This is a genomic window from Pseudomonas sp. 9_2_1 (assembly GCF_059295275.1).
The window spans coordinates 5,547,258-5,574,077 of the sequence record NZ_CM181239.1 but is presented as its reverse complement, the minus strand read 5'-3'; the positions used below and the strand labels follow the sequence as shown (position 1 = coordinate 5,574,077).

The window sequence follows — 26,820 nt, the reverse complement described above, 5'->3', positions numbered from 1 at the left end:
GGGTACTTCCTCGCTTACGGCTACATATTTGGAAACAATGGTAAACGAAATCGTTTCTCAAGTGGCCGGGTGACGAGAAATTCATGCTCAGACCATGGTCAGTGCCACACAAGGCATGCGCACGTGACGCCTGTCGCGGAGGAGGGGCCTACAAAAAACGCAGGCAAGAAAAAACCCACTAGCAAGCTAGTGGGTTTTTTGTATGGTGCCCAGGAGAAGACTCGAACTTCCACGACCTTGCGGTCACTGATACCTGAAACCAGCGCGTCTACCAATTCCGCCACCTGGGCAAAGCTTTACATCATCTGGTGAAGGCGACTATCGTTCGCTTCACACAGTAGTAACAGATCCTTGGTCATCTGTTACTTGAAATACTTGGTGCCCAGGAGAAGACTCGAACTTCCACGACCTTGCGGTCACTGATACCTGAAACCAGCGCGTCTACCAATTCCGCCACCTGGGCACACATTCGAGATTACTTGATGCTTTACAGCGCCGCTCATCTCTACTACAACTTCGGGGTTGTCCGTCGTTGTGGTGCGCACTATACGGACGCTCTGGAGGGCTGTAAAGCCCCCAATCAAAAAAAATTTCAAAAAATTCAACTTGTTGATTCCACAGGTCTATTGCCGCTCACCAGAGGTGCCGTTGGGGCTGTCCAACGCTTACATTTCCGGTTTCAATAGGCCTATGCCAGAATTCATATCTATATACCCCAAGGTGAACCCCTTCTGATGGCCGATTGGCAATCCCTCGATCCCGAGGCCGCTCGCGAAGCGGAAAAATACGACAACCCCATTCCCAGCCGTGAGCTGATCCTGCAGCGCCTTGCCGACCGTGGCGAACCCGCTGCGCGCGAGGAGCTGGCGAAAGAGTTTGGTCTGTATGAAGAAGACCAGATCGAAGCCTTGCGTCGTCGCCTGCGTGCCATGGAGCGCGACGGCCAGCTTATCTATACACGGCGCGGCACTTATGCCCCGGTAGACAAGCTGGACCTGATCTGCGGCCGCGTCTCGGGCCACCGCGATGGCTTCGGCTTCCTTATCCCTGATGACGGCAGCGAAGACCTGTTCCTCAGCCCGTCGCAGATGCGCCTGGTATTCGACGGCGACCGTGGCCTGGCCCGCGTCTCTGGCGTAGACCGCCGCGGCCGCCGCGAAGGCGTGCTGGTCGAAGTCATCTCCCGTGCCCACGAAAGCGTGGTCGGCCGTTACTTTGAAGAGGGCGGCATCGGCTACGTGACCCCGGACAACCCGAAGATCCAGCAGGAAGTGCTGGTGACCGCCGGGCGTAACGGTGGCGCGAAGATCGGCCAGTTTGTCGAGATCAAGATCACCCACTGGCCAACCCCGCGCTTCCAGCCGCAAGGCGACGTGGTCGAGGTCATCGGCAACTACATGGCGCCGGGCATGGAAATCGACGTTGCCCTGCGCAGCTACGATATCCCCCACGTCTGGCCCCAGGACGTGGTCAAGGAAGCGCGCAAGTTCCGCTCCGAAGTCGAAGACAAGGACAAGGAGAAGCGCATCGACCTGCGTCACCTGCCGTTCGTCACCATCGACGGCGAGGACGCCCGCGACTTCGACGACGCCGTCTATTGCGAACCGCTGGGCAAGCTGCGCATGTTCTCTGGCGGCTGGCGCCTGTATGTGGCCATCGCCGACGTGTCCAGCTACGTGCGCCTGGGTTCGGCCCTGGACGTCGAGGCCCAGCAGCGCGGTAACTCGGTGTACTTCCCCGAGCGCGTGGTGCCGATGCTCCCTGAAGAGCTGTCCAACGGCCTGTGCTCGCTGAACCCGCATGTCGATCGCCTGGCCATGGTCTGTGAAATGACCATGAACAAAGCCGGCCAGATGGTCGACTACCAGTTCTACGAAGCCGTGATCCATTCACATGCCCGTCTGACCTATAACAAGGTCAGCAGCATGCTCGAGCACTCCCGTACCCGCGAGGGCAAGGCGCTGCGCGAGGAGTACAAGGAAGTCCTGCCGGACCTGAAGCACCTGTACAACCTGTACAAGGTGCTGGTCGAGGCCCGCCACACGCGTGGCGCCATCGATTTCGAAACCCAGGAAACCCGGATCATCTTCGGTGACCAGCGCAAGATCGCGGAAATCCGCCCGACCGTGCGCAACGAAGCCCACAAGCTGATCGAGGAATGCATGCTGGCGGCCAACGTGGCCACCGCCGAGTTCCTGCAAAAGCATGAAGTGCCTGCCCTGTACCGGGTGCACGACGGCCCGCCGCCAGAGCGCCTGGAAAAACTCCGCGCCTTCCTGGGCGAGCTCGGCCTTTCCCTGCACAAGGGCAAGGACCCGTCGCCGAAGGACTACCAGGCCTTGCTGGCGAGCATTGCCGGGCGCCCGGACTTCCACCTGATCCAGACGGTGATGCTGCGCTCGCTGAGCCAGGCGGTGTACAGCACCGACAACAACGGCCACTTCGGTTTGAACTACGAGGCGTACACCCACTTCACCTCGCCGATCCGTCGTTACCCGGACCTGCTGGTGCATCGCGCCATCCGTAGCGTAATCCGCTCCAAGGTCGATACCCCGCACGTCAAGCGTGCCGGCGCCATGAGCATCCCCAAGGCGCGTATCTACCCGTACGACGTGAATACCCTCGATCAGCTGGGCGAGCAGTGCTCGATGACCGAGCGGCGTGCCGACGAGGCCACCCGCGACGTGGTCAACTGGCTCAAGTGCGAGTTCATGAAGGACCGCGTGGGCGAAACCTTCCCGGGCGTGATCACTGCGGTGACCGGCTTCGGCCTGTTCGTCGAGCTGACCGATATCTACGTCGAGGGCCTGGTGCACGTCAGCGCGCTGCCGGGTGACTACTATCACTTCGACCCTGTGCACCATCGACTGTCCGGTGAGCGTACCGGGCGCAGCTTCCGCCTGGGCGACACCATCGAAGTCAAGGTCATGCGCGTCGATCTCGACGAACGCAAGATCGACTTCGAGGTGTCCGAGCAGCAGCTCAAGGCGCCGATCGGACGCAAAGGGCGCGGTGCCGCACCGGTCGCCGAAAAGGGCGAGCAGCCGCCGGTGACCGAGGCCAAGGCTACGCCGAAGCCGCGTAGCCGCAAGAGCGAAGCGTCCGAGGCGTACTTCCCGAAAGACGCCGTGCAGCGCAACGCCGAAGTGCGCAAGAGCCGCGAAATGAAGAAGGCGCTGATGACCGAAGCGCGTTCCGGTGGCCATTCGAGCAGCAAGTCGGACAAAGGCAGCAGCAAGGCTGCCGGCAAGCCGACCAAACACCGTAAAGGCCCGCCGAAGTCCGGCGCGCCCCGCAAGAGCAAGAGCAAGTCATGAGTCAGCTGGAAAAGATCTACGGCGTGCACGCCGTGCAGGCGTTGTTGCAGCACCATCCGAAGCGGGTCAAGCAGATCTGGCTATCGGAAGGGCGCAGCGAGCCGCGCATCCAGGCGCTGCTGGCGCTGGCCGCCGAGAACCGCGTGGCGGTCGGCCACGCCGAGCGCCGTGAGATGGATGCCTGGGTTGAGGGTGTGCACCAGGGCGTGGTTGCCGAAGTCAGCCCGAGCCAGGTGTGGGGTGAGCTGATGCTCGAGGAATTGCTTGAGCGCACTGAAACCCCGCCGCTGATTCTGGTGCTCGATGGTGTTACCGACCCGCACAACCTCGGCGCCTGCCTGCGCACTGCCGATGCGGCCGGTGCCACGGCAGTGGTGGTGCCCAAGGACAAGTCGGCGACCCTGACCCCGGTTGTGCGCAAGGTGGCCTGCGGCGCTGCGGAAGTGATTCCGCTGGTGGCCGTGACCAACCTTTCCCGCACCCTGGAAAAACTCCAGCAGCGTGGCTTGTGGGTGGTGGGTACCGCGGGCGAGGCCGAGCAGGAGATCTACCAGCAGGACCTGACCGGGCCGCTGGTGATGATCATGGGCGCGGAAGGCAAGGGCATGCGCCGGCTGACGCGCGAGCATTGCGATTTCCTGGTGAAATTGCCGATGAGCGGGAGTGTCAGCAGCCTGAACGTTTCGGTAGCGACGGGTGTGTGCCTGTTCGAGGCCGTGCGTCAGCGACAGGCCAAGCGCTGATCTTCAGCCTGTACCGGCCCTATCGCCGGCAAGCCAGCTCCCACAGGCACGCCACAAGGTTCAGGTCCTGTGGCGATCCTGTGGGAGCTGGCTTGCCGGCGATAGGGCCAGTACAGACATAAAGTGTTTCGGGCTGTTCAAATAATCGCCAATCACCTTGCTTGTGTGCCACGGCTTCTCTACAATTGCGCCCCTTGCCGAGCTGGCAGGTGCGCATGCGCCTCCCCTCTGTGCAAGACATACAGTGTCATTCACTCCTTGTCTGACCAGATTCGCTGGCAGACTACTAACCCGTAAGGAGCATTCATGCGTCATTACGAAATCATCTTCCTGGTTCACCCGGACCAGAGCGAGCAAGTCGGCGGCATGGTTGAGCGTTACACCAAGCTGATCGAAGAAGATGGTGGCAAGATCCACCGCCTGGAAGACTGGGGCCGTCGCCAACTGGCCTACGCAATCAACAATGTTCACAAGGCTCACTACGTGATGCTGAACGTTGAGTGCACCGGCAAGGCCCTGGCCGAGCTGGAAGACAACTTCCGCTACAACGATGCCGTTATCCGTAACCTGGTCATCCGTCGTGACGAAGCCGTTACCGGTCAGTCCGAGATGCTGAAGGCTGAAGAAAACCGCAGCGAGCGCCGTGAGCGTCGCGAGCGTCCTGAGCATGCTGACTCCGCCGAAGGCGACGACAGCAATGACAGCGACTCCAGCGATAGCGCTGACGAGTAATCCACGGACCTTTAGAGGAGCCTATTAAATGGCACGTTTCTTCCGTCGTCGTAAATTCTGCCGCTTCACTGCTGAAGACGTGAAAGAGATCGACTTCAAAGATCTCAACACCCTGAAAGCTTACGTATCCGAAACCGGCAAGATCGTTCCAAGCCGCATCACCGGTACCAAAGCTCGTTATCAGCGTCAGCTGGCTACCGCTATCAAGCGCGCCCGCTTCCTGGCCCTGCTGCCCTACACCGACAGCCACGGCCGCTGAGACCGGGTCGTCGACAAGCAGTAAGGGATTAGCATGCGAGCGTTAGCAAGCTTCATCATGCGCGGTCGTGTGCAGGCCACCCTGGTGGTGGTCATCAGCGCGGTACTGCCGCTGCTGTTCTGGTTGAGTGCCGCTGCCGGCAGCCTTGTGCTGCTGCGGCGCGGGTTCAAGGATGCTACAACGGTCATCGCCGGCGGCCTGCTGGCCGGGTTGGCCGTGTGGTTCATGGGCGATCCCATCACCTTCATGGTGATTGCGGGTGCCCTGGCCATGGCCGCCATGTTGCGTGCCGAGCAACCCTGGAGCCGCGTGTTGGTGGTCAGCGCCGTGTTCGCCGTGGCTTTCAGCCTCGTGCTCGATCTGGCGCTGGCACCGACCTTCGATATGCTGGCCAAGGCTTTTGCCGAGGCCATGCCGCAAATCGAAGGGCAACCGGTGCTCTCCGGTGAGCTGATCCGCCCTGTGCTGGTCGCTTCCACAGCAGTGACGGTGCAATTGTTCAGTGTGCTGGCCTTGGTGCTGGCGCGCTACTGGCAGGCAGCGTTGTACAACCCTGGAGGCTTCGGTCGCGAGTTTCGCGCCCTGAAGCTGCCAAAACAGACCATGGCGGTGTTGGTGGCAGTGATGGTGGTGGCTCCGTTTATCGGGTCGCAGTTCATCATTCTGGCATCGGCCTCGAGCCTGGTACTGGTACTGGCCGGCATCGCCTTGATGCACGGGCTGGTGGCACAGGGCCGACTGGCTGGTTTCTGGCTGGTGGGCATGTACGTGACGCTGCCGCTGATCATGCAGCTGATTTATCCGTTGCTGATGGTCTTGGCCATTGTCGACAGCCTGATTGATTTTCGCGGTCGCAAGTCCCCCAAGGGGAATGACTCCGCGAACGGTGAAGGTTAAAAGTTAAGAGGTTTTACCAAATGGAACTGATCCTGCTGGAAAAAGTCGCTAACCTGGGCAACCTGGGCGACAAAGTAAAAGTTAAGGCTGGTTACGGCCGTAACTTCCTGCTGCCATTCGGCAAGGCCACCGTTGCCAACGCCGCCAACCTGGCTGCGTTCGAAGAACGTCGTGCCGAGCTGGAAAAAGCAGCTGCCGACAAGAAAACTTCGGCTGAAAGCCGTGCTGCCCAACTGGCCGAGCTGGAAGTGACCATCACTGCCACCGCTGGCGACGAAGGCAAGCTGTTCGGTTCGATCGGCACTCACGACATCGCTGACGCCCTGACCGCCTCCGGCGTTGAAGTGGCCAAAGCTGAAGTTCGTCTGCCGAACGGCACCATCCGTCAGGTTGGCGAATACGACGTAGCCGTGCACCTGCACAGCGACGTTGAAGCCACCGTACGTGTGGTCGTCGTAGCTGCCTAAGCTGCGCTGACTGGCTGGCTCCTGGTGAGCCAGGCGGTTAACATCGGGCACGGTCCTGTTTTATACAGGCCGTGCCCTTTGTCTTTTTCGTCCTCCAGAATTCTTTCGTGGCCATGAACGAGATCACCACCTCCGAACAGCTTGACCTGCAAACCGCCGCCCTGAAGGTGCCGCCGCATTCCATCGAGGCCGAACAGGCCGTGCTCGGTGGCCTGATGCTGGACAACAACGCCTGGGAGCGGGTGCTGGACCAGGTGTCCGATGGCGATTTCTATCGGCATGACCACCGCCTGATCTACCGGGCCATCCACAAGCTGGTGGACCTTAACCACCCGTTCGACGTGGTCACGCTGCATGAGCAGTTGGACAAGGAAGGCGTGTCCTCGCAGATCGGCGGCCTGGCGTACCTGGCCGAGCTGGCCAAGAACACCCCGTCGGTAGCCAACATCAAGGCGTACGCCGCGATCATTCGCGAGCGTGCCACGCTGCGCCAGCTGATCAGCATCAGCACCGACATCGCCGATAACGCGTTCAACCCCCAAGGTCGAAACGCCGAGGAAATCCTCGACGACGCCGAGCGGCAGATTTTCCAGATCGCCGAAGCGCGGCCGAAAACTGGCGGGCCGGTAGGCGTCAACGAACTGTTGACCAAGGCCATCGACCGGATCGACACGCTTTTCAACTCCGACAGCGAGATCACCGGCGTTTCCACCGGTTATACCGACCTGGACGAGAAGACCAGCGGTTTGCAGGCAGCTGACCTGATCATCGTTGCGGGTCGTCCTTCGATGGGCAAGACTACCTTCGCCATGAACCTGGTGGAGAACGCGGTGCTGCGCAGCGATAAGGCGGTGCTGGTCTTCTCGCTTGAAATGCCAGGTGAGTCGCTGATCATGCGTATGCTCTCGTCCCTGGGCCGCATCGATCAGACCAAGGTGCGTTCCGGCCAGCTGGATGATGACGACTGGCCGCGCCTGACTTCGGCCGTCAACCTGCTCAATGACCGCAAGCTGTTCATCGACGATACGGCCGGCATCAGCCCCTCTGAGATGCGTTCACGTACTCGCCGCCTGGCGCGGGAGCATGGCGAAATCGGCCTGATCATGGTCGACTACCTGCAGCTCATGCAGATTCCAGGTTCCGGCGGTGATAACCGTACCAACGAAATTTCCGAAATCTCCCGCTCCTTGAAAGCGTTGGCCAAAGAGTTCAACTGCCCGGTGGTTGCACTGTCGCAGCTGAACCGCTCCCTTGAACAGCGGCCGAACAAGCGCCCAATCAACTCCGACTTGCGTGAGTCGGGTGCAATCGAGCAGGACGCCGACGTCATCATGTTCGTGTACCGGGACGAGGTGTATCACCCCGAGACCGAGCATAAGGGCATCGCTGAAATCATCATCGGCAAGCAGCGTAACGGCCCCATCGGCTTTGTGCGGCTGGCGTTTATCGGCAAGTACACCCGCTTCGAGAACCTTGCGCCGGGCATGTACAACTTCGATGATGATGAATAAAGCGCGGTTTAATTAGGCTGCGAATATCTACCGGCTTAACAGGAACTCTGTGGGAGCGGCTTCAGCCGCGAAGAATCCATCGCGGAGGATGGCACCGGCTATGCCGGTGTTCGCGGCTAATGCCGCTCCCACAGGGTGTGCGGTGCGCCTGCTGGCTCAGTGTGCTGAGCGATCTTCGTTCTTGCTTTACTGATGATGCGCCCCTCGCTCAGGGTGATAACCCGGTCAAACCGCGACAATGCGCTCTGATCATGCGTGACGCAGATCAACCCTTTCCCTTGGAATGTTTCGAATAACAGGTCCCAGGTGCGCTCTGCCGATCCGGCATCAAGCCCAGCTGTGGGCTCGTCAAAGAAATTGAATTCGCCGGGCCGGTTAAGCAAGCGTAGCAACGTCAGCCTGCGTGCTTCTCCACCCGAAATGGATTCTGCGCGTGCATCCAGATCAAGTTCGTACCAGTCTTTACTCAGGCTCAGTCGTTCAAGCCATCGTTCGATTTGACCGCGATCATGAGCTTGCTCTAACAGCACTGAGCGGGGCAGTGGGCCGGGTATGAAGTGCGCATCCTGAGGGCAGAGTCGTAAACGACTGAACTGCTCACAAGCATCAAGTGCAGCCAGACATCTGCCGTACAGGTGAACATGCTTGCGCAACTGGAATACTGTTCCTGCCAGCGCATGCAGAAGTGTGGACTTGCCGCACCCGCTGGGCCCAATCAGCGCAACCCGTTCTCCTGCACGAATTATCAAGGGCTCATCGATCAGCAGTTGCAGCGCGTTTCGAGCGCTGAGTTGACAGGGGGTAATGCAAAGCCCTGCGTTTTCATCTGAGGGCTCTGCCTTTATGGATTCTGTCGGGCCGAACACCGGAAGTTGCAGCCAGTGTTCGAGCTTGCGTTTGTCGAGCCGGAACTGATCGAGCAATCGCCAGGCTTCCGCCAGTTGTGCAACGCCGGCGAGCAACCCACTCACCAGAGTAAAGAGGGCAACAAGCTCGCCCAGGCTCAGATGCGGTGTTGCCTGGGATTGATCATGGATACCCCACAACAGTAAACCACCACTGCCCAGCCCAATGAACAGGGTGCGCAGGCCCTGTAGCCATCCGCCACTGTAGGCAACCCCTATCGCCGAGTCGGCATAGCCCGACAGTGTCTGGTTGACCGGAATCATTGCAGCATCCTCGGCCTTCTCCAGCTTGACCGTTGACGCGCTGGCGAAGGTGTCAACCCATTGTTCCGCCAGTTCGTCTTCTCGCGAGTTGACTGCTTCGATACGGGGGCGACGCCAGCGCACCAGTCGATCGTTTGTCCACAGATACGCCAAGCTCAAGGGGATGAGGCCGATCAATACCGAGGTAGCCCCGAGGTACGCAAACAGCGCGACCAGCACCACTGCTTCGGCCAAGACCGGCCACGCCGAGCCAATCAGAAAGCCTAGCCACCGCTCCTGGGCCGTTATTCCTCTATCCAGTACCTTTACCAAGGTTCCGCCATGGAGTTGTCCATAAGCCTCGAAACGTTTGTCCAGCAACCCTCGGCACCAGCGCATAGAAAGCTGCTTCACGCGCTCTTGGCAGAGCCGCGCAAGGCACCAGGCTTGTAAAGGGGTCAACGAGGCTTGTAGTGCGACAAGGCATATGAAGGCACCGAGCAGAACGAGAGAAGACGTGGCCGAGGTAGACAGGTTGTCGATAATGTCGGCCAGGATCAGGGCAGGTACGACGGTCGCAACTTTGAGAACTAAGGTCGCGCTCAGGGCGGCGAAGAGGCCTCGGTAAATATGCATATCATTGCCTTATGCCTTTGAATGCGCTCTGCGGCGCGACTGGAATTCCGGACCTTATTAAATGAAAGCGCTCCAGTCCGGGTATGAAAACTTGTACGACTGAGGCGAGGCTGGGGTGCTCATATAGTGTGCGGTAGAATACAGTTTTATTATCCTTGCCCAGGTTGATCAGCGTGCGCTTGATCTGTCCGCGTACGCTTAGCTCTAGGCGAGGTGGATGATATTCAGGCACGTTGTACTTAGGGCGTGGGTGCAGAAGTGAGGATAGCTTTGCCGAGTATATGAGCACTTTTTCCGTGGTGAGATCTTCTTGTTTTTCTTTCGACCCATAAAGCTGTTCGCACTAAATCTGTTCAGTTACAGCGCGGTACATTGCAATGGATGGATTTATGGAGCTTCCCGAGCCGACGCCGCTGAGAGAACCTTCTTTTTTGCTGCGAGAAATAGCAATGCAAAATGGAAGGTCATAGAAGTCGTGGGTTAAGTATATATCTAGCTTTTTCGCATGGCAGAGAAGCTTGGTGTCATGTGCAAAGGTCTCTTCCAGAAAAGAATCGGAGGGTCGATAGATTTCTGGGGGCGAGCTCAGATTGCAAAGCGATAGATAGTACATTGACAGGGCGTGACGTTCGATCGTTTCATTCATGGCATGTAAGAGGGCTTCACTCTCGGTGCAGCCAATCGCTGTTCCAGAGTTGCTCGCATATTTGGCAAGAAATCCTGCTGCAGTTTTCTCAATTGCTTCAAGGTTGCTGGAGGAGGGAGCTATCAATATCGCTGGTATTTTTATTTCATCGTAGCTGTCCAATGCTTGAAGTGCAAAATAAGGTATTTTGCAGCTAGGCGGGATGGACTTTAGTAGCCAGTCGTCGAAAGGGGCTATGGATTGTAAGATTTTGTCACTTTCGATGATGTTTGGAGTGGCCTTGTCGACGAAGTAATGCTCTAGGCTTTCGGCAAGGGCTCCTAGTTCACAATGCTCCCCCTTTCCTGCTCCGCAAGAGACTTCCTTGTAAGTCCTGTCGTATAAGTGGCATGTGGCGACCAAGTTATTATTTTTTGATAGCTTTGTTTTCGAGTGAAAGCCCAGATGCTGATGTAGCCTTGTGAGGCGATTGTAGGCTTCTTCTGTGGTCAACTCGCGTTCGGTGATCATCTTTAGCTCCTAGGTCAGGCCAGAAGGGGCAAAGCCCCTTCTGGCTTAGTGCTTACAGCATGTTGAGGAAGTCAACCTCGGACTCGGTAAATGTGTAGTTCATCACGCGAGAGATCTGAGGCATGTTGATTTCAGAACGACGACGTCCCATGGCTATTGCTCCTATAAAGTTGATTTGAGTGCGCCTTTCAGCGCGTCACTGTTGTATCACTTGTTTTTTTCTTGGTTCAAGAGCTGCTCGTGATTTCTTGAGGAAAGTTGACGTAGGATTTTTTACTAAGTTTTGAGGGGCGATTCCTGCAGTTATTAAGAGATAAAGAAAAAGCACTAATAATTAGCCGGTTAGCATTTTCTGAGGGCTGGATAGGCTAAACATTCAGTAAAAACCTGAAGGGATTGCGATCGCTCAGCAGGGGGCAGCGCGGTCATCGTGAGCCCAAGCAAGTTCAGGTTTTCCTGTGGGTAATCTTCCTTGCTTTTGAGGCCTGCCTGGATCTCATAGGGGGAAACTAAACTGTCGTCATATACCCGTCGGCCATTGGTTGGTACTAAGGCGAAACCGTCACAGGGCACGCTACGATCTTGACTTGATTGCCAAAAAATAATCAGATTTTTCCCGTTGCGTGTAGGCCGTTTCTGAAATAGCTTTCAACCGCCTTTGCGCCATTGCGGTGGTTTTCTGGGCGGCCTAGTCTGGCTTTGTCGTTGCCAAAGCAGCGACCGGGCCTGCAAGCCTGATCAGGAAACGAATGTTGTTCACCGTAAGCCAATGGCACGCCATTGGCCCGCTTGATGGTGGCTGCGTGCGGGAGGTTTTCGAACCTGCCGGTTTTCGTTCTCTGTCCGGTCTTGCAGACCCGTACGTGGCCGCCACCCATCACACTGCAAGTCATGAGTGCGGCTCTTGTGAACCTACAGAGAGCTAAAGCATGCTGAAAATTGTCCCCGATCCACCCCACGATCCCCCTTTTGTTGAAGACCCCCCGATGCAGCGGCAGAGGCCTGCTGTAAGGCTTCGTTGATATGTCGCCTGGTCCGGCCCTTTCGCGGGTGAACCCGCTCCCACAGGGTCTCCCAGGATTTCAAGGCTTGTGCCGTACCTATGGGAGCGGGTTTACCCGCGAAGAGGCCGGCCGAGGCAGTCGAGAATTTTCAGGGGGATTGAACAATGACAACAGACGACACCCAGTTCACTGTCGGCAAGACAACTTTCTACCAAGGCGAAAACGGCGCCCATCCGCTGTTTCGCATCGAGGCGGGCATACCGTGCAGGGACGCACGCGAGCAGTCTTCGGAGTTGATGGGCTACGTGCGCGAGCTGACCATCATCGGGTTGATGGATGAGAAACCGATGATGATCTGGGCGGCCCATTACCTGAGTGCGATGGCCAAGGCGCTGATGGATGATGCTGAGTTGGGCATGAAGCAGTAAGGGGTTGGCTTCAGGTTACATGAAGGCCGCCATGTGTTCGGCGCAGCAAATCCAGCGCCTGTGGCGGACGCCTGGCGAACCACCACAAAGCCCAGACCAGCCAGGTGGCGGACCCACCCCCCAACCGTCGCCCAACCCACCAATCCCCACGAAGACAGTCGGATTTGGTCAAAATTTGTGCTATATTCCGCGCCCGCGATTTCCCTGCACAACAGAACCGGTCACTGACATGCAAGCAGCCAAACCACTCTACGACTATCCCAAGTACTGGGCCGAATGCTTCGGACCAGCACCTTTCCTGCCGATGAGCAGGGAGGAGATGGATCTGCTCGGCTGGGATTCCTGCGATATCATCATCGTGACCGGTGATGCCTACGTCGACCACGCGTCGTTCGGCATGGCCATCATCGGCCGCCTGCTGGAGGCCCAGGGCTTCCGCGTGGGCATCATTGCCCAGCCGAACTGGCAGTCGAAAGACGACTTCATGAAGCTCGGCGAGCCGAACCTGTTCTTCGGCGTGGCCGCGGGCAACATGGACTCGATGATCAACCGCTATACGGCGGACAAGAAGATCCGTTCCGACGACGCCTACACCCCTGGTGGCCTGGCCGGCAAGCGCCCGGACCGTGCCAGCCTGGTGTACAGCCAGCGTTGCAAGGAAGCCTACAAGCACGTGCCGATCGTGCTGGGTGGCATCGAGGCTTCGCTGCGGCGCATCGCCCATTACGATTACTGGCAGGACAAGGTCCGTCATTCGATCCTGGTCGACGCCAGTGCCGATATCCTGCTGTACGGCAACGCCGAGCGGGCCATCGTCGAGGTTGCCCAGCGCATGTCCCAGGGCGAAAAGATCGAGCACATCACCGATGTGCGTGGCACCGCATTCATTCGCCGTGACACGCCTGCGGACTGGTTCGAGATCGACTCCACCCGCATCGACCGCCCGGGCCGCGTCGACAAGATCATCAACCCGTACGTGAACACCCAGGACACCCAGGCCTGTGCCATCGAGCAGGCCAAAGGCGACCAGGAAGACCCGAACGAAGCCAAGGTGGTGCAGATTCTCGACAGCCCGCGTATGACCCGCGACAAGTCGGTGATCCGTCTGCCTTCATTTGAAAAGGTGCGTAACGACCCGGTGCTCTACGCCCACGCCAACCGCGTGCTGCACCTGGAAACCAACCCGGGCAACGCTCGTGCGCTGGTACAGAAGCATGGCGAAGTGGACGTGTGGTTCAACCCGCCACCCATCCCCATGACCACTGAAGAAATGGACTACGTGTTCGGCATGCCCTACGCGCGTATTCCGCACCCAGCGTATGGCAAAGAGCGCATTCCGGCCTACGAGATGATCCGCTTCTCGGTGAACATCATGCGTGGCTGCTTCGGTGGCTGCACCTTCTGCTCGATCACCGAGCACGAAGGCCGCATCATCCAGAACCGCTCGCACGAGTCGATCCTGCACGAGATCGAGGAGATGCGCGACAAGGTGCCGGGCTTCACCGGCGTGGTCTCTGACCTTGGCGGCCCGACCGCCAACATGTACCGCATCGCTTGCAAAAGCCACGAAATCGAGAAGCACTGCCGCAAGCCGTCGTGCGTGTTCCCTGGCATCTGTGAAAACCTCAACACCGACCACAGCTCGCTGATCGAGCTGTACCGCAAGGCCCGTGCCCTGCCGGGTGTGAAGAAGATCCTGATTGCCTCGGGCCTGCGCTACGACCTGGCCGTGGAATCGCCGGAATACGTCAAGGAGCTGGTGACCCACCACGTGGGCGGTTACCTGAAGATTGCCCCGGAGCACACCGAGCGTGGCCCGCTGGACAAGATGATGAAGCCGGGCATCGGCACCTACGACCGCTTCAAGCGCATGTTCGAGAAGTACTCGAAAGAAGCGGGCAAGGAGCAGTACCTGATTCCGTACTTCATCGCGGCGCACCCGGGCACCACCGACGAAGACATGATGAACCTGGCCCTGTGGCTCAAGGGCAACGGCTTCCGCGCCGACCAGGTGCAGGCGTTTTACCCGTCGCCAATGGCCTCGGCCACGGCCATGTACCATTCGGGCAAGAACCCGCTGCGCAAGGTGACCTACAAGAGCGAAGGCGTGGAAATCGTCAAGAGCGACGAGCAGCGCCGCCTGCACAAGGCGTTCCTGCGTTACCACGACCCGAAAGGTTGGCCGATGCTGCGTGAAGCGCTGGAGCGCATGGGCCGGGCCGACCTGATCGGTCCGGGCAAGCACCAGCTGATCCCGCTGCACCAGCCGCAGAGTGACACCTACCAGAGCGCGCGTCGCAAGAACTCGACCCCGGCTGGCAGCCACAAGGTGGGCAAGGAACAGAAGATCCTTACCCAGCACACTGGCCTGCCGCCGCGTGGCAGCGATGGCAGCAAGCCGTGGGACAAGCGCGAGCAGGCCAAGGCCGACGCGTTTGCCCGCAACCAGCAGGCGGCCAAGGAGCGCAAGGAAGCAGCCAAGGGTGGTAAGGGCAGCGGCAAGAAACCGCGCCAGCCTGTCATCCCGCGTTGATTTCTGGGGCCGCCTTGCGGCCCAATCGCCGGCAAGCCAGCTCCCACAGGTACAGCGCAAGCCTTGGCTTTTGTGCATTGGCTGAGGGAGTTGGCTCCCCGGCACAGCGCCAGCCTTGGCTTTTGTGCATTGGCTGAGGGAGTTGGCTCCCCGGCACAGCGCCAGCCTTGGCCTTCGTGCAATCCCTGTGGGAGCTGGCTTGCTGGCGATTGGGCTGCAAAGCAGCCCCTGTATCAGCTTTAGTCGGGCCTTTTGTCGACCCACTTCGGCGCCACCGGCGCGACAAAGCTGTCCATGCCGTCCAGCAGCTCATCCGGCAGCTGCCCCAGCAGCAACATCGCCCGGTGCTGCGGGCGCACGAAGCCTTCTTCGACAACGTGATCGAGGAACCCGCCCAGCTTCTCGTAGAAGCCGTTCACATCCAGCAGGCCCAGCGGCTTGGCGTGATAGCCCAGTTGCCCCCAGGTCCAGACTTCAAACAATTCTTCCAGCGTACCCAGCCCACCCGGCAGGGCGATGAAGGCATCGCTCAGCTCGGCCATGCGTGCCTTGCGTGCATGCATGCCGTCGACTACTTCCAGGCGGGTCAGGCCTTTATGGCCGACTTCGGCATCCAGCAGGCTTTGCGGGATGATCCCGACCACGTCACCACCCGCAGCCATCGCTGCGTCGGCAACCACCCCCATCAGGCCGACTGCCCCACCGCCGTAGACCAAGGTCAGACCCCGACGCGCAATGGCCTGGCCAAGCGCGACGGCTGCTTCACGGTAGGCAGGGTTGGCGCCGATGCTGGCGCCGCAGAATACACAAACGGAACGTACGGGCATTGCTCATCTCCTGTCACTCAGGTAGACAGGGTACGGCGCACGCACGCTGCTTCCAAGGTAGCATTCATTCCGGGCGGGAGAATTCGCAGATGGCGCCCGTAGCCCCGTGGGCATAGGCGGCGAGCAGGCTGTTGATAAATGCGGAGATGGGCATTTGGTATTGCTCCTAAATGAGAGGTTGTCCCATCGTCTATTAAAAGGGCATGATGTGCCCTTAGATTGGTTGTATACAATCCATTGAACAATTCTACTGACTGACCACTTGACACCCCCTTGACCCATATCAGCGAGGGGAGGAACGGTTTCAGGCAGTCTCGCAATTGATAAAACCCTGCCAAGGAGATTCATGATGTTTGCGAAAGCTGTAGCGGTATCCCTGCTGACCCTCGCCAGCGCCTCTGTCTTCGCCGCCGAGTGCTCGGTAACGGTCGAGTCGACCGACCAGATGTCGTACACCACCAAAGAATTCACCGTCGACAAGAGCTGCAAGGAATTCACCGTCAAACTGACCCACTCCGGCAACCTGCCGAAGAACGTCATGGGCCATAACCTGGTGATCAGCAAGACTGCCGACATGCAGGGCATTGCCACCGAAGGCATGACCCAGGGCATCGAGAAGGGTTATCTGAAAGAAGATAACGCCAACATCATTGCCCACACCGCGATGATCGGTGCGCCGGAAAAAGAAACCGAAGTCAAATTCGACACTTCCAAGCTGGAAGCCGGTGGTGACTACAGCTTCTTCTGCACCTTCCCGGGCCACATCTCGATGATGAAGGGCAAGGTTGTAGTCAAGTAATCAAGGCCTGATGCCCGACTTTGTGGGAGCGGGTTTACCCGCGAATGCGTCGGTGCAGCTACCACCGCATTCGCGGGTGAACCCGCTCCCACAGTTCACCCACAGGCCTTTCTACATTGATCAAGGGGCGAAAGGCAGTTCGCGCTTGTGCTGGGTCTTGCGGTAGGTGGCGACGATGATGTCGAATGCTGCCTGGTCAACCGGTTGCCCATGCAGGAACGCGTCGATCTGCTGGTAGGTCACGCCATGCGACGCTTCGTCCGGCTTGCCCGGCTCCAGGTCTTCCAGGTCCGCAGTCGGCACCTTCTCCACCAGTGATTCCGGCGCACCGAAGCTGCGCGCAATGGCCCGTACCTGATTTTTCACCAGCCCGCTCAGCGGCGCCAGGTCGCAGGCACCGTCACCAAACTTGGTAAAGAAGCCCATCACCGCCTCGGCGGCGTGGTCGGTGCCGATCACCAGGCCTGCGCGGGCGCCGGCGATGGTGTACTGGGCGACCATGCGCGTGCGCGCCTTGACGTTGCCGACCACGAAGTCGACCAAGGTTGGCGAGCCGTTCTTCAGTGCTTCAACTTCATTCGCCAGCGCCCGCACTGCCGGGGCGATGTCCACGGTGTGCAGTTCATCGGCATTGATCACTTCCAGGCACGCCTGGGCGTCATGCTCGTCGTGCTGCACTTGATACGGCAGGCGTACCGCAATGAAGGTGTAGGCCTTGTCCCCGGTTTCGGCGCGCAGTTCGTTGATGGCGCGCTGGGCGAGCAGGGCGGCGGTCAGCGAGTCGACGCCGCCGCTGATGCCCAGCACCAGGGTCTTGAGCCGGGCATTGGCCAGGCAGTCCTTGATGAACGCCACGCGGCGGGCGACTTCGGCCTCGAGCGCGGCGGCGTCGGCGAATGGCGGCTGGACCTTCAGCGCCTGGGCAATCTCTAGCTGAACCGCTTGCATGGGTTACTCCTTGCTGGGGACTTTGAATACATGGCGCAGGTAGGCGACGAAGTTCTCGTCGCGGCACTGGGTCTTGGCGGCCTCATCGGAAATCTTGGCCACCGGTGCACCGTTGCAGTCGGTCATTTTAAGCACGATGCTCATCGGTGCCACACCTGGAATGTCGCAGGTCAGGTTGGTGCCGATGCCAAAGCTGACATTGATGCGACCGCGCAGGGCACGGAATATCTCGAGGGCCCGGGTAAGGTTGAGCCCGTCGGAGAACACCAGGGTCTTGGTCATCGGGTCGATACCCAGCTTCTGATAGTGCGCTATGGCCTTTTCGGCCCATGCCACTGGCTCGCCCGAGTCGTGGCGCAGGCCGTCGAACAGCTTGGCGAAGTACAGGTCGAAGTCGCTGAGGAATGCATCCATGGTGATGCAGTCGGTCAGGGCGATACCGAGCAGGCCGCGGTACTCGCGGACCCAGCAGTCCAGGGCGGCGATCTGGCTGTCGATCAGCCGTGGGCCGAGCTGCTGATGGGCCATGATCCACTCGTGGGCCATGGTGCCCAGCGGCTTGATGTCCAGTTTCCATGCCAGATCGACATTGCTGGTACCGACAAAGCGGCCCGGGAAATCGTCGCGCAGCACGCGTACCACTTCTTCCTGCACACGGCTGGAAAAGCGCCGGCGGGTACCGAAGTCGGCCACCTGCAGTTCGGCCAGCTCGTCGTCGCTGGCGTGCGCGCGCAGCCAGTCGAACTTGCGGTAGAGCTGGTCGCGGGCCTCGGCCAGGCGCAGGCGCGGGTGCAGATGGCGGTTGCGTACTTCGCTGATGATTGCCAGCAGCGGCACTTCGAACAGGATCACATGCAGCCACGGGCCTTTCAGGCGCAGGAACAGCTGGTCGTTTTCAATGCCGATGCGCACGTAACGAAGGTTGAAGCGGAACAGGCGCAGAAAACGCAGGAAGTCCGGCTTGAGGAAGCTGATGCGTTCGAGAAACCCCAGCTGGCCATCATCGAGGGTGAGGTCGCTGAGCAGTTCGAGCTGGTTGCGGATCTCGCCGAGGTAGGGGCGCAGGTCCTCGCCGTTGCGGCAGCGGAACTCCCATTCGACGTCAGCGTCAGGGTAGTTGTGCAGCACGCCCTGCATCATGGTGAGTTTGTAGAAGTCGGTGTCGAGCAGGTTGTGCACGATGCGCTCGGCAAATGCGCTTTCGCTCATCAAGGGGGCTCCGGAAGCGGCGAATGGCGGACATTGTGCCAGCCTTTTTGGGCTGGTAGTGCCTGGGATGGCCTCTTCGCGGGTGAACCCGCTCCCACAGAGGCCGTGGACCGGCCAAAACAGAGGTGTTTTTCCGTGCACCGGCTAGCCTTCAAACGGTGCCGCCTGTAGCAGTCGCGCACCAGTGGTGTGCACTTCGGTGACGTCTGCTGTTACAGGGCGGTTGCACGTAAACACTTGTCAGGGTTGCAATGATGGCACTCGACGGTTGCTCCTTGTCTGTACGGGTGGTAGCGCCTGTCGCGTGGAAGACGGTTGCACGCTCAGTAAAGAAAAGGCCGTCGGTCGCCTGCAGGCGACCCGCGCAGTGTGTTTTCCCGGAAGACAAAACCTATGGCACGGCCCTTGCTCTGAGGACAGGGCTGAGAAGTTGTAGTGCCAACCAAAAAAAACTCTAGGAGCACCACCTCATGTCGCAGACGTTTTACAAGAAAGGTTTCCTGGCACTGGCCGTGGCTACGGCACTGGGTGTTTCTTCGTATGTTCAGGCCGACGTCAAGATCGGCGTAGCGGGCCCCATGACCGGGGCAAACGCAGCGTTTGGCGAGCAGTACATGAAAGGTGCGCAGGCAGCGGCCGACAAGATCAACGCCGCCGGTGGCGTCAACGGCGAGAAAATCGTCCTGGTCAAAGGCGATGACGCCTGCGAACCGAAGCAGGCCGTGGCTGTGGCCAACCGCCTGGTCGACCAGGACAAGGTCATCGGCGTGGTAGGGCATTTCTGCTCCTCCAATACCATCCCGGCCTCCGAGGTGTATGACGAAGCTGGCGTAATCGCCATTACCCCGGGCTCTACCAACCCGCAGGTCACCGAGCGTGGGCTTAGCGCCATGTTCCGGATGTGCGGCCGTGACGATCAGCAGGGCATCGTCGCCGGTGACTACATTGTCGATGTGCTCAAGGGCAAGAAAGTCGCGGTGCTGCACGACAAGGACACTTATGGCCAAGGCCTGGCCGATGCGACCAAGGCGCAGTTGACCAAACGCGGAGTCACGCCGGTGCTGTATGAAGGCCTGACCCGCGGCGAGAAAGACTTCAGCGCCGTGGTCACCAAGATCCGCTCCACCGGTGCCGACGTGGTGTACTTCGGCGGCCTGCACCCGGAAGCCGGCCCGCTGGTCCGCCAGCTGCGCGAGCAGGGCCTGAAGGACGTCAAGTTCATGTCCGACGACGGCATCGTCACCGACGAACTGGTGTCCACCGCCGGTGGTGCGCAGTACGTTGATGGCGTCTACATGACCTTCGGTGCCGACCCGCGCATGCTGCCCGACAGCAAGGCCGTGGTCGAGGAGTTCCGCAAGGCCGGTACCGAGCCTGAAGGCTACACCCTGTACGCCTATGCCTCGCTGCAGGCCTTGGCTGCTGCCTTCAATGGCTCGAAGTCGAACAAGGGCGAGGACGCGGCCAAGTGGCTCAAGGCCAACCCGGTGAAGACTGTGATGGGTGAGAAAAAGTGGGACAGCAAGGGCGACCTGACCGTGTCCGACTACGTGGTCTACCAGTGGGACAAGGACGGCAAGTACCACCAGCTGGAAAAACAAAAATAACAACGGCCAACGGCCCGGGCGCCTCGCGCCGGGCCGCAGCCCCGCGGTACCTGTCCTTATTCGGAGATCTGCACGGTTCTGCGCCGTATGAGGCCGCGTCATCCGTGGCCGGCGCCCGTGCAGTCTCAATCAGGTGAGATTGCGTTATGGATGGTATTTTCCTGCAGCAACTGGTCAACGGCCTGACCCTCGGGTCGGTCTATGGCCTGATCGCCATCGGCTACACAATGGTCTATGGCATTATCGGCATGATCAACTTCGCGCACGGCGAGGTGTATATGATTTCCGCGTACCTCGCGGCAATCAGCCTGGCATTGCTGGCTTACTTCGGTGTCGAATCGTTCCCCCTGCTGATGCTCGGCACCCTGTTGTTCACCATCGTCGTCACCGGTGTATACGGCTTCACCATCGAGCGCATCGCCTACAAACCCCTGCGCAACTCCACCCGCCTGGCCCCGCTGATCAGCGCCATCGGCATTTCACTGATCCTGCAGAACTACGCGCAGATCAGCCAGGGCGCCCGCCAGCAAGGCGTGCCAACCCTGCTTGAAGGCGCAATGCGTGTCGAAGTCGGCACCGGCTTCGTGCAACTGACCTACACCAAGATCTTCATCCTGGTGGCAGCGTTCCTGGGCATGGGCCTGCTTACCTATGTGATCAAGTACACCAAGCTCGGCCGCATGTGCCGCGCCACCCAGCAAGACCGCAAGATGGCCTCGATCCTGGGCATCAACACCGACCGGGTGATTTCCTATGTGTTCGTCATCGGTGCAGTGATGGCCGCCCTGGCTGGCGTGCTGATCACCATGAACTACGGCACCTTCGACTTCTACGCCGGCTTCATCATCGGCATCAAGGCGTTCACCGCTGCGGTGCTCGGCGGCATCGGCTCGCTGCCTGGCGCCATGCTTGGCGGGATCATCCTGGGGATTTCCGAGTCGCTGTTCTCCGGCCTGATCAACTCCGACTACAAGGACGTGTTCAGCTTCTCGCTGCTGGTGATGATCCTTATCTTCCGCCCACAAGGCCTGCTGGGTCGCCCGCTCGTGGCTAAGGTGTGAACATGTCCACTGCCAAAACTGCCCCTGTTTCCGAAACCAGCGGTTTCGATCTCAAACGCAGCCTGCTGGAGACCATCGTCGCCGGCCTGCTGGCGCTCATTGTCTTTGGCCCGGTCGTCGGCGTGGTGCTCGACGGCTACACCTTCAATGCCGAACCCCGCCGCGTGGCATGGCTGGTGGGTGGGGTGATGCTCGGCCGCTTCCTGCTCAGCCTGTATTTGCAGACGGGCGCCGGCCGCCGCATGCTCCAGGGCTTCGATAGTGGCGGCTCGGGCGTGCATGTGAACGCGCCGGACTACAAGTCGCGGCTGCGCTACATCATCCCGGCACTGATCGTGATCGCCATCGTCTTCCCGATCTTTGCCAACAAGTACCTGCTGACCGTGGTCATCCTCGGCCTGATCTACGTGTTGCTGGGCCTTGGCCTGAACATCGTGGTAGGCCTGGCCGGCCTGCTGGACCTGGGTTACGTGGCGTTCTACGCCATTGGTGCCTACGGCCTGGCGCTGGGCTACCAGTACCTTGGCCTGGGCTTCTGGAGCGTGCTGCCGCTGGCGGCCATCGCTGCTGCGCTGGCGGGGTGCATACTGGGCTTCCCGGTGTTACGCATGCACGGTGACTACCTGGCCATCGTGACCCTGGGCTTTGGCGAGATCATCCGCCTGGTGCTGAACAACTGGCTGTCGTTCACCGGTGGCCCCAACGGCATGCCAGCGCCGTCGCCGACTTTCTTCGGCCTGGAATTCGGCCGCCGGGCCAAGGATGGCGGGGTGCCGATCCATGAGTTCTTCGGCTTCGATTACAACGCCAACCTGAAGTTCGTGTTCATCTACGCGGTGCTGTTCATGGTGGTGCTGGCCGTTCTGTACATCAAGCACCGTCTGACCCGCATGCCGGTCGGCCGGGCCTGGGAAGCACTGCGTGAAGACGAGATCGCCTGCCGTTCGATGGGCCTCAACCACGTACTGGTCAAGCTTTCGGCCTTTACCCTGGGTGCCTCCACAGCCGGCCTTGCCGGGGTGTTTTTCGCCACCTACCAAGGCTTCGTCAACCCGTCGTCGTTCACCTTCTTCGAATCCGCGCTGATCCTTGCCATCGTGGTGCTGGGTGGCATGGGCTCGACCGTGGGCGTGGTCATCGCGGCGTTCGTGCTGACCGTGGCGCCCGAGCTGCTGCGCAGCTTCTCCGAGTACCGGGTGCTGCTGTTCGGCGTGCTGATGGTGCTGATGATGATCTGGCGACCGCGTGGGCTGATCCGCATCAGCCGTACCGGTGTGACCCCGCGTAAAGGAGTGGCGCCATGAGCGACGATATCATTCTATCGGTCGACAACCTGATGATGCAGTTCGGCGGCATCAAGGCGCTCAGCGACGTCAGCCTGAAGGTCCGGCGCAACCAGATCTTCGCCCTGATCGGCCCCAACGGCGCCGGCAAGACCACGGTGTTCAACTGCCTGACCGGCTTTTACAAGGCCAGCGGCGGGCGTATCGAGTTGAACGTGCGCGGCAGCCGGACCAACGTCATCCAGCTGCTTGGCGAGCGTTTCCAGGCCGCCGACTTCGTTTCGCCGGCGCGCTTTGTCAACCGCATGTACTACAAGATGTTTGGCGGTACCCACCTGGTCAACCGCGCCGGCCTGGCGCGCACCTTCCAGAACATTCGCCTGTTCAAGGAAATGTCGGTGGTGGAAAACCTGCTGGTCGCCCAGCACATGTGGGTCAACCGCAACCTGCTGGCCGGGGTGTTCAACACCAAGGCCTACCGCAAGGCTGAAAGCGACGCACTGGACCACGCGTTCTACTGGCTGGAAGTGGTCGACCTGGTCGACTGCGCCAACCGCCTGGCCGGCGAACTGTCGTACGGGCAGCAGCGCCGCCTGGAAATTGCCCGGGCCATGTGCACGCGGCCGAAGATCATTTGCCTGGACGAACCGGCAGCCGGGCTGAACCCACAGGAAACCGAGGCCCTCAGCCGCATGATCCGGGTGCTGCGTGACGAGCACGACATCACCGTGGTGCTGATCGAACACGATATGGGCATGGTCATGAGCATTTCGGACCACATCGTGGTGCTGGACCATGGCAACGTGATTGCCGAAGGCGCGCCGCTGGACATCCGCCACAACCCGACGGTGATCGCCGCCTACCTGGGTGCCGACGAAGAGGAACTGGTATGAGTGCACCCATTCTCGAGCTGAAGGACCTGGACGTGTTCTACGGGCCGATCCAGGCGCTGAAAAAAGTCTCCATGCACATCAACGAAGGCGAGACGGTAAGCCTGATTGGCGCTAACGGGGCGGGCAAGTCGACCCTGCTGATGTCGATTTTTGGCCAGCCGCGCGCGGCTTCCGGGCATATCGTGTACCGCGGCACCGACATCACCCGCAAGTCGTCGCACTACATCGCCTCCAACGGCATTGCCCAGTCGCCGGAAGGGCGCCGGGTGTTCCCCGACATGAGCGTCGAGGAAAACCTGATGATGGGTACCATCCCCATCGGCGACAAGCATGCCGCTGAAGACATGCAGCGCATGTACGAGCTGTTTCCGCGCTTGAAGGAGCGGCGTAATCAGCGGGCCATGACCATGTCGGGCGGCGAGCAGCAGATGCTGGCGATTGCCCGGGCGCTGATGAGCCGGCCGAAGTTGCTGCTGCTGGATGAGCCATCGCTGGGGCTGGCGCCGATCGTGGTCAAGCAGATCTTCTCGACCTTGCGCGAGCTGGCCAAGACCGGCATGACCATCTTCCTGGTGGAGCAGAACGCCAACCATGCGCTGAAGTTGTCGGACCGGGCTTATGTGATGGTCAACGGGCAGATCCGCATGACCGGGACGGGGCAGGAGCTGCTGGTCAATGAGGAAGTGCGCAACGCTTACCTTGGGGGGCATTGAGTTGTATCGGGGCTGCAACGCAGCCCCATTCTCAATGTGGACAACTTGTCGAAGGCCTCTCATCCTCCCCGCATTCATCCTACCGCAAGCCGTTGTTTCCACAGGCCAGATGTTGTCCACGGTAAATGTGGAACCGCCTGTGGAAAACATGGTAGCACCTCGCTGAATCCCTTTGATGGCAAGGCTTGTAGGGCTGTGATCATTTTTTGATCAGATGCCCCCCTGTGGATGAATTCCCAGGATTATCAATGCCCTGCAAGCGCCGTGAGTGACGGCCAAATCCTGTGGATAACTCTGTGCAAAAACCTTGGACAGACGGCTGCAGGCGGCATGCTTGAAAGCCTTGCGCCATCATCTAGAAGATATCCACCGACCATCATTAGCTGAAAGGGTTCCGCGCGGTGGACAAGTTGCCCCCAATCCGTGGGGAAAGGCTTGTGGATAACATGCGCATAGCTGGCTGCGAGCCTTCTACTGCAAGGCTTTGCCGGATATGAACAAAAAATGACCAGCGGCCTGGATAACTTGCTGTCGGCGTCCGGCGCGGGCATGCTGCAAAACTGCCGACCACAACCCACCGTGAGGAACAGAGCATGACGTCCACCGTATTCATCACTGGCGCCACTTCAGGTTTTGGCGAGGCCACCGCGCGGCGCTTTGCCGAAGCGGGCTGGAAGCTGGTACTAACCGGCCGTCGCAAGGAACGCCTGGATGCCCTGTGTGCCGAACTGTCAGCCAAGACCGAAGTGCATGGCCTGGTGCTCGACGTACGTGACCGCAAAGCCATGGAGCAAGCCATCGGCAACCTGCCGGCCGGTTTCGAGAAAATTCGTGGCCTGGTCAACAATGCCGGCCTCGCGCTGGGTGTGGATGCCGCGCAGAACTGCAGCCTGGACGACTGGGAAACCATGGTCGACACCAACATCAAGGGCCTGATGTACACCACACGCCTGCTGCTCCCACGGCTGATCGCCCATGGCCGCGGGGCGTCGATTCTCAACGTCGGTTCGGTGGCGGGCAACTACCCGTACCCAGGCAGCAACGTGTATGGCGGTACCAAGGCCTTTGTCGGCCAGTTCTCGTTGAGCCTGCGCTGCGACCTGCGAGGCACGGGTGTGCGCGTGAGCAATATCGAACCGGGCCTGTGTGAAAGCGAGTTCTCGCTGGTGCGCTTCGGCGGGGATCAGGCCAAGTACGACGCTACTTATGCTGGCGCCGAACCGATCCAGCCGCAGGACATTGCCGAGACCATTTTCTGGATTCTCAACCAGCCGGCGCATATCAACATCAACAGCCTGGAGCTGATGCCGGTGAGCCAGGATTGGGCAGGGCTGTCGATCGACCGGTCGGTCAAGGGCTGATCCGAGGGCCAATCGTCGGCAAGCCAGGCCCCCACAGGTACACCACAGATTTTCAGAGCTGTGCAGTACCTGTGGGAGCCTGGCTTGCCGGCGATTCCGTCAGCCCAAGCGCTGCAACCCTTCCAGGCAGGTCGCCAAATGGTAGGGGGTTGTGGAAGGCATATCATGCCGGCTTACCGCCCCGTCACCATTGCGGCACTCGTACCAGCCCGCGTCCCGCAGGAACCTGGCCTCCAGCACCTGCAACTGCCCCGGCAACCTTGCCTCGCCCCCAGCCCGCAACACCAGCGCCCGCAGGTATTCCGCCTGTGCCCAGACGCGCTGGGTGGCATCAAGCACCTTGCCATCCACATCCAGCATCGCCAGCACCGCGCCCTGCTTGACCCCCTGCTGTTCGGCAAACCCGAAAGCCCGGTCGATGGACGCATGCAGCGGCGTGTCACGCAGCAGCGCCGAGGTGTGCAGCAAATAGAACCACTCGAACTGGTGCCCGGGTTCGAACCAGTTATCCACAGCGCCGAGTGGCTTTTCCAGCATCACGCCGTGGACCGGTTCGATGAAGTTTGCCTCAAGCGCTTCGCAGAGCTGTAGCAGCGACTGTCTGGCATGTTCGTCGTCACGTACGGCCAGCACCTGCAAGAAGGCCTCGGCCAGGTGCATCTGCGGATTTTGCAGCGCACCGCTGCCCAGGTTGCCCCAGTCTTCACCCAGGCTGGCCTCAAAAAGACCATCGTCGCGGGCGAACTGCTGGTTGATGATGTCCAGCGCGGCATCCAGGGTGGACTCGACCAGGTGCTCACGCACCTTGCCCCAGTAATGCGCGCAGGCGAAGACGATAAAGGCGTGGGTGTACAGGTCCTTGCGCCGGTCCAGCGGTTTGCCCTGGGCATCGATGCTATAGAACCAGCCACCGTGTTCGGCGTCGTGGAAGTGTTTTTGCAGCGAACGGAACAAGGCTGCCGCACGTTCTGCCGCGCCGGGTTGCCCGATGCGGCTGCTGAACAGGTACAGCTGGCGCGCGCAGGCCATGGCCCGGTAGCGCTGCACCGGCAAGGGCAGATGCTGGGCGTCCAGGGCTTCATAGGGCAGGGCCATGTCGGCATTCCAGCCCGGGCCTTGCCACATTGGCACGATGCATTCGGCGAAGTGCTGGGTGAAGCGGGCCAGTTCGGGGAGAGTAGGGCGGGGGTCGGACATTTCGGCGCTCGTCGCTGTCGGGCAGGGCGCCATGGTAGCAGAACTGCGGTTTTCGGTAGCCTGTGGCCGGCAAGCCAGCTGCCACAGGTTA

Annotated in this window: 22 protein-coding genes and 2 tRNA genes; 16 read left to right on the top strand and 8 right to left on the bottom strand. The window is 60.0% G+C overall.

Annotated elements, in window-relative coordinates; translation table 11 throughout:
- Nucleotides 1-203 precede the first annotated feature (203 nt).
- Nucleotides 204-290, bottom strand: a tRNA-Leu gene (locus AC5O5I_RS25345).
- An 86-nt stretch (nt 291-376) separates the two neighbouring features.
- Nucleotides 377-463, bottom strand: a tRNA-Leu gene (locus AC5O5I_RS25340).
- A 271-nt stretch (nt 464-734) separates the two neighbouring features.
- On the opposite strand from AC5O5I_RS25340, the gene rnr reads away from it, so the two are divergent.
- From rnr to dnaB, 7 genes are all read left to right on the top strand, one after another.
- The gene (rnr, locus tag AC5O5I_RS25335) at nt 735-3,317 is read left to right on the top strand and encodes a ribonuclease R (RefSeq protein WP_494511751.1); all 2,583 of its coding nucleotides are present in this window, start codon (nt 735-737) and stop codon (nt 3,315-3,317) included.
- A complete protein-coding gene (gene rlmB, locus AC5O5I_RS25330; protein ID WP_494511750.1) occupies nt 3,314-4,060 on the top strand; it encodes a 23S rRNA (guanosine(2251)-2'-O)-methyltransferase RlmB in 747 nt (248 codons plus the stop codon). Before rnr ends, rlmB begins: the two co-directional genes overlap by 4 nt.
- Nucleotides 4,061-4,366: 306 nt before the next feature.
- Nucleotides 4,367-4,792, top strand: a complete 426-nt coding sequence (rpsF, locus tag AC5O5I_RS25325; protein ID WP_494511749.1) for a 30S ribosomal protein S6 — start codon at nt 4,367-4,369, stop codon at nt 4,790-4,792.
- A 28-nt stretch (nt 4,793-4,820) separates the two neighbouring features.
- Nucleotides 4,821-5,051 (top strand): 30S ribosomal protein S18, encoded by a 231-nt coding sequence (gene rpsR, locus AC5O5I_RS25320; RefSeq protein ID WP_003249563.1) that lies wholly within the window; start codon nt 4,821-4,823, stop codon nt 5,049-5,051.
- 33 nt (nt 5,052-5,084) lie between these two features.
- Nucleotides 5,085-5,948, top strand: coding sequence for a hypothetical protein (locus AC5O5I_RS25315; RefSeq protein WP_172228656.1), 864 nt, complete (start codon nt 5,085-5,087; stop codon nt 5,946-5,948).
- Nucleotides 5,949-5,968: 20 nt separating this feature from the next.
- The gene (gene rplI / locus AC5O5I_RS25310) at nt 5,969-6,415 is read left to right on the top strand and encodes a 50S ribosomal protein L9 (protein WP_075804740.1); all 447 of its coding nucleotides are present in this window, start codon (nt 5,969-5,971) and stop codon (nt 6,413-6,415) included.
- Between the two features lie 113 nt (nt 6,416-6,528).
- On the top strand, nt 6,529-7,926 hold the full coding sequence (gene dnaB / locus AC5O5I_RS25305; protein ID WP_494511748.1) for a replicative DNA helicase: 1,398 nt from the start codon (nt 6,529-6,531) through the stop codon (nt 7,924-7,926).
- Nucleotides 7,927-8,042: 116 nt separating this feature from the next.
- Here the strand turns inward: dnaB and AC5O5I_RS25300 are convergent, their stop codons facing one another.
- On the bottom strand, nt 8,043-9,710 hold the full coding sequence (locus AC5O5I_RS25300; protein WP_172286403.1) for an ATP-binding cassette domain-containing protein: 1,668 nt from the start codon (nt 9,708-9,710) through the stop codon (nt 8,043-8,045).
- Between the two features lie 343 nt (nt 9,711-10,053).
- Nucleotides 10,054-10,866 (bottom strand): YcaO-like family protein, encoded by an 813-nt coding sequence (locus AC5O5I_RS25295; RefSeq protein ID WP_494511747.1) that lies wholly within the window; start codon nt 10,864-10,866, stop codon nt 10,054-10,056.
- Between the two features lie 1,168 nt (nt 10,867-12,034).
- On the opposite strand from AC5O5I_RS25295, the gene AC5O5I_RS25290 reads away from it, so the two are divergent.
- Together AC5O5I_RS25290 and AC5O5I_RS25285 are read left to right on the top strand one after the other, a co-directional pair.
- On the top strand, nt 12,035-12,298 hold the full coding sequence (locus AC5O5I_RS25290) for a DUF3077 domain-containing protein (protein ID WP_172286401.1): 264 nt from the start codon (nt 12,035-12,037) through the stop codon (nt 12,296-12,298).
- Nucleotides 12,299-12,527: 229 nt separating this feature from the next.
- The gene (locus tag AC5O5I_RS25285; protein WP_172286400.1) at nt 12,528-14,831 is read left to right on the top strand and encodes a YgiQ family radical SAM protein; all 2,304 of its coding nucleotides are present in this window, start codon (nt 12,528-12,530) and stop codon (nt 14,829-14,831) included.
- Nucleotides 14,832-15,070: 239 nt separating this feature from the next.
- Here the strand turns inward: AC5O5I_RS25285 and AC5O5I_RS25280 are convergent, their stop codons facing one another.
- The gene (locus tag AC5O5I_RS25280) at nt 15,071-15,658 is read right to left on the bottom strand and encodes a cytokinin riboside 5'-monophosphate phosphoribohydrolase (RefSeq protein WP_172226741.1); all 588 of its coding nucleotides are present in this window, start codon (nt 15,656-15,658) and stop codon (nt 15,071-15,073) included.
- Nucleotides 15,659-16,007: 349 nt separating this feature from the next.
- Here AC5O5I_RS25280 and azu point away from each other — a divergent pair, with 349 nt between their 5' ends.
- Nucleotides 16,008-16,457: an azurin gene (azu, locus tag AC5O5I_RS25275; RefSeq protein ID WP_084966628.1), complete on the top strand. Its 450-nt coding sequence runs from the start codon at nt 16,008-16,010 to the stop codon at nt 16,455-16,457.
- 120 nt (nt 16,458-16,577) lie between these two features.
- On the opposite strand, the gene nadE is transcribed toward azu, so the two are convergent.
- Nucleotides 16,578-17,405, bottom strand: coding sequence for an NAD(+) synthase (gene nadE / locus AC5O5I_RS25270; RefSeq protein WP_172226762.1), 828 nt, complete (start codon nt 17,403-17,405; stop codon nt 16,578-16,580).
- A 3-nt stretch (nt 17,406-17,408) separates the two neighbouring features.
- Nucleotides 17,409-18,614, bottom strand: a complete 1,206-nt coding sequence (gene pncB / locus AC5O5I_RS25265; RefSeq protein ID WP_172226765.1) for a nicotinate phosphoribosyltransferase — start codon at nt 18,612-18,614, stop codon at nt 17,409-17,411.
- A 470-nt stretch (nt 18,615-19,084) separates the two neighbouring features.
- On the opposite strand from pncB, the gene AC5O5I_RS25260 reads away from it, so the two are divergent.
- The 6 genes from AC5O5I_RS25260 (at nt 19,085) to AC5O5I_RS25235 (ending at nt 25,532) form a co-directional block, all read left to right on the top strand.
- Complete coding sequence (locus AC5O5I_RS25260; protein WP_172226768.1) at nt 19,085-20,221, top strand: branched-chain amino acid ABC transporter substrate-binding protein; 1,137 nt, start codon at nt 19,085-19,087, stop codon at nt 20,219-20,221.
- A gap of 146 nt (nt 20,222-20,367) precedes the next feature.
- Nucleotides 20,368-21,282, top strand: coding sequence for an ABC transporter permease subunit (locus AC5O5I_RS25255; protein ID WP_172226771.1), 915 nt, complete (start codon nt 20,368-20,370; stop codon nt 21,280-21,282).
- Between the two features lie 2 nt (nt 21,283-21,284).
- Nucleotides 21,285-22,586: a high-affinity branched-chain amino acid ABC transporter permease LivM gene (livM, locus tag AC5O5I_RS25250; RefSeq protein ID WP_172286397.1), complete on the top strand. Its 1,302-nt coding sequence runs from the start codon at nt 21,285-21,287 to the stop codon at nt 22,584-22,586.
- The gene (locus AC5O5I_RS25245) at nt 22,583-23,458 is read left to right on the top strand and encodes an ABC transporter ATP-binding protein (protein ID WP_172226777.1); all 876 of its coding nucleotides are present in this window, start codon (nt 22,583-22,585) and stop codon (nt 23,456-23,458) included. The genes livM and AC5O5I_RS25245 overlap by 4 nt, the downstream gene beginning before the upstream one ends.
- Entirely contained in the window at nt 23,455-24,171 is a 717-nt protein-coding gene (locus tag AC5O5I_RS25240; protein WP_172226780.1) for an ABC transporter ATP-binding protein, read from the top strand. Before AC5O5I_RS25245 ends, AC5O5I_RS25240 begins: the two co-directional genes overlap by 4 nt.
- Nucleotides 24,172-24,764: 593 nt before the next feature.
- On the top strand, nt 24,765-25,532 hold the full coding sequence (locus AC5O5I_RS25235; RefSeq protein WP_172226783.1) for an SDR family oxidoreductase: 768 nt from the start codon (nt 24,765-24,767) through the stop codon (nt 25,530-25,532).
- Nucleotides 25,533-25,631: 99 nt separating this feature from the next.
- Here the strand turns inward: AC5O5I_RS25235 and AC5O5I_RS25230 are convergent, their stop codons facing one another.
- Nucleotides 25,632-26,729, bottom strand: coding sequence for an AGE family epimerase/isomerase (locus tag AC5O5I_RS25230; RefSeq protein ID WP_494511746.1), 1,098 nt, complete (start codon nt 26,727-26,729; stop codon nt 25,632-25,634).
- Nucleotides 26,730-26,820 lie beyond the last annotated feature (91 nt).

Coding starts and splice junctions, on each gene's coding strand:
- rnr (WP_494511751.1), top strand. CDS start 735: ATGGCCGATTGGCAATCCCTCGATCCCGAGGCCGCTCGCGAAGCGGAA.
- rlmB (WP_494511750.1), top strand. CDS start 3,314: ATGAGTCAGCTGGAAAAGATCTACGGCGTGCACGCCGTGCAGGCGTTG.
- rpsF (WP_494511749.1), top strand. CDS start 4,367: ATGCGTCATTACGAAATCATCTTCCTGGTTCACCCGGACCAGAGCGAG.
- rpsR (WP_003249563.1), top strand. CDS start 4,821: ATGGCACGTTTCTTCCGTCGTCGTAAATTCTGCCGCTTCACTGCTGAA.
- AC5O5I_RS25315 (WP_172228656.1), top strand. CDS start 5,085: ATGCGAGCGTTAGCAAGCTTCATCATGCGCGGTCGTGTGCAGGCCACC.
- rplI (WP_075804740.1), top strand. CDS start 5,969: ATGGAACTGATCCTGCTGGAAAAAGTCGCTAACCTGGGCAACCTGGGC.
- dnaB (WP_494511748.1), top strand. CDS start 6,529: ATGAACGAGATCACCACCTCCGAACAGCTTGACCTGCAAACCGCCGCC.
- AC5O5I_RS25300 (WP_172286403.1), bottom strand. CDS start 9,710: ATGCATATTTACCGAGGCCTCTTCGCCGCCCTGAGCGCGACCTTAGTT.
- AC5O5I_RS25295 (WP_494511747.1), bottom strand. CDS start 10,866: ATGATCACCGAACGCGAGTTGACCACAGAAGAAGCCTACAATCGCCTC.
- AC5O5I_RS25290 (WP_172286401.1), top strand. CDS start 12,035: ATGACAACAGACGACACCCAGTTCACTGTCGGCAAGACAACTTTCTAC.
- AC5O5I_RS25285 (WP_172286400.1), top strand. CDS start 12,528: ATGCAAGCAGCCAAACCACTCTACGACTATCCCAAGTACTGGGCCGAA.
- AC5O5I_RS25280 (WP_172226741.1), bottom strand. CDS start 15,658: ATGCCCGTACGTTCCGTTTGTGTATTCTGCGGCGCCAGCATCGGCGCC.
- azu (WP_084966628.1), top strand. CDS start 16,008: ATGTTTGCGAAAGCTGTAGCGGTATCCCTGCTGACCCTCGCCAGCGCC.
- nadE (WP_172226762.1), bottom strand. CDS start 17,405: ATGCAAGCGGTTCAGCTAGAGATTGCCCAGGCGCTGAAGGTCCAGCCG.
- pncB (WP_172226765.1), bottom strand. CDS start 18,614: ATGAGCGAAAGCGCATTTGCCGAGCGCATCGTGCACAACCTGCTCGAC.
- AC5O5I_RS25260 (WP_172226768.1), top strand. CDS start 19,085: ATGTCGCAGACGTTTTACAAGAAAGGTTTCCTGGCACTGGCCGTGGCT.
- AC5O5I_RS25255 (WP_172226771.1), top strand. CDS start 20,368: ATGGATGGTATTTTCCTGCAGCAACTGGTCAACGGCCTGACCCTCGGG.
- livM (WP_172286397.1), top strand. CDS start 21,285: ATGTCCACTGCCAAAACTGCCCCTGTTTCCGAAACCAGCGGTTTCGAT.
- AC5O5I_RS25245 (WP_172226777.1), top strand. CDS start 22,583: ATGAGCGACGATATCATTCTATCGGTCGACAACCTGATGATGCAGTTC.
- AC5O5I_RS25240 (WP_172226780.1), top strand. CDS start 23,455: ATGAGTGCACCCATTCTCGAGCTGAAGGACCTGGACGTGTTCTACGGG.
- AC5O5I_RS25235 (WP_172226783.1), top strand. CDS start 24,765: ATGACGTCCACCGTATTCATCACTGGCGCCACTTCAGGTTTTGGCGAG.
- AC5O5I_RS25230 (WP_494511746.1), bottom strand. CDS start 26,729: ATGTCCGACCCCCGCCCTACTCTCCCCGAACTGGCCCGCTTCACCCAG.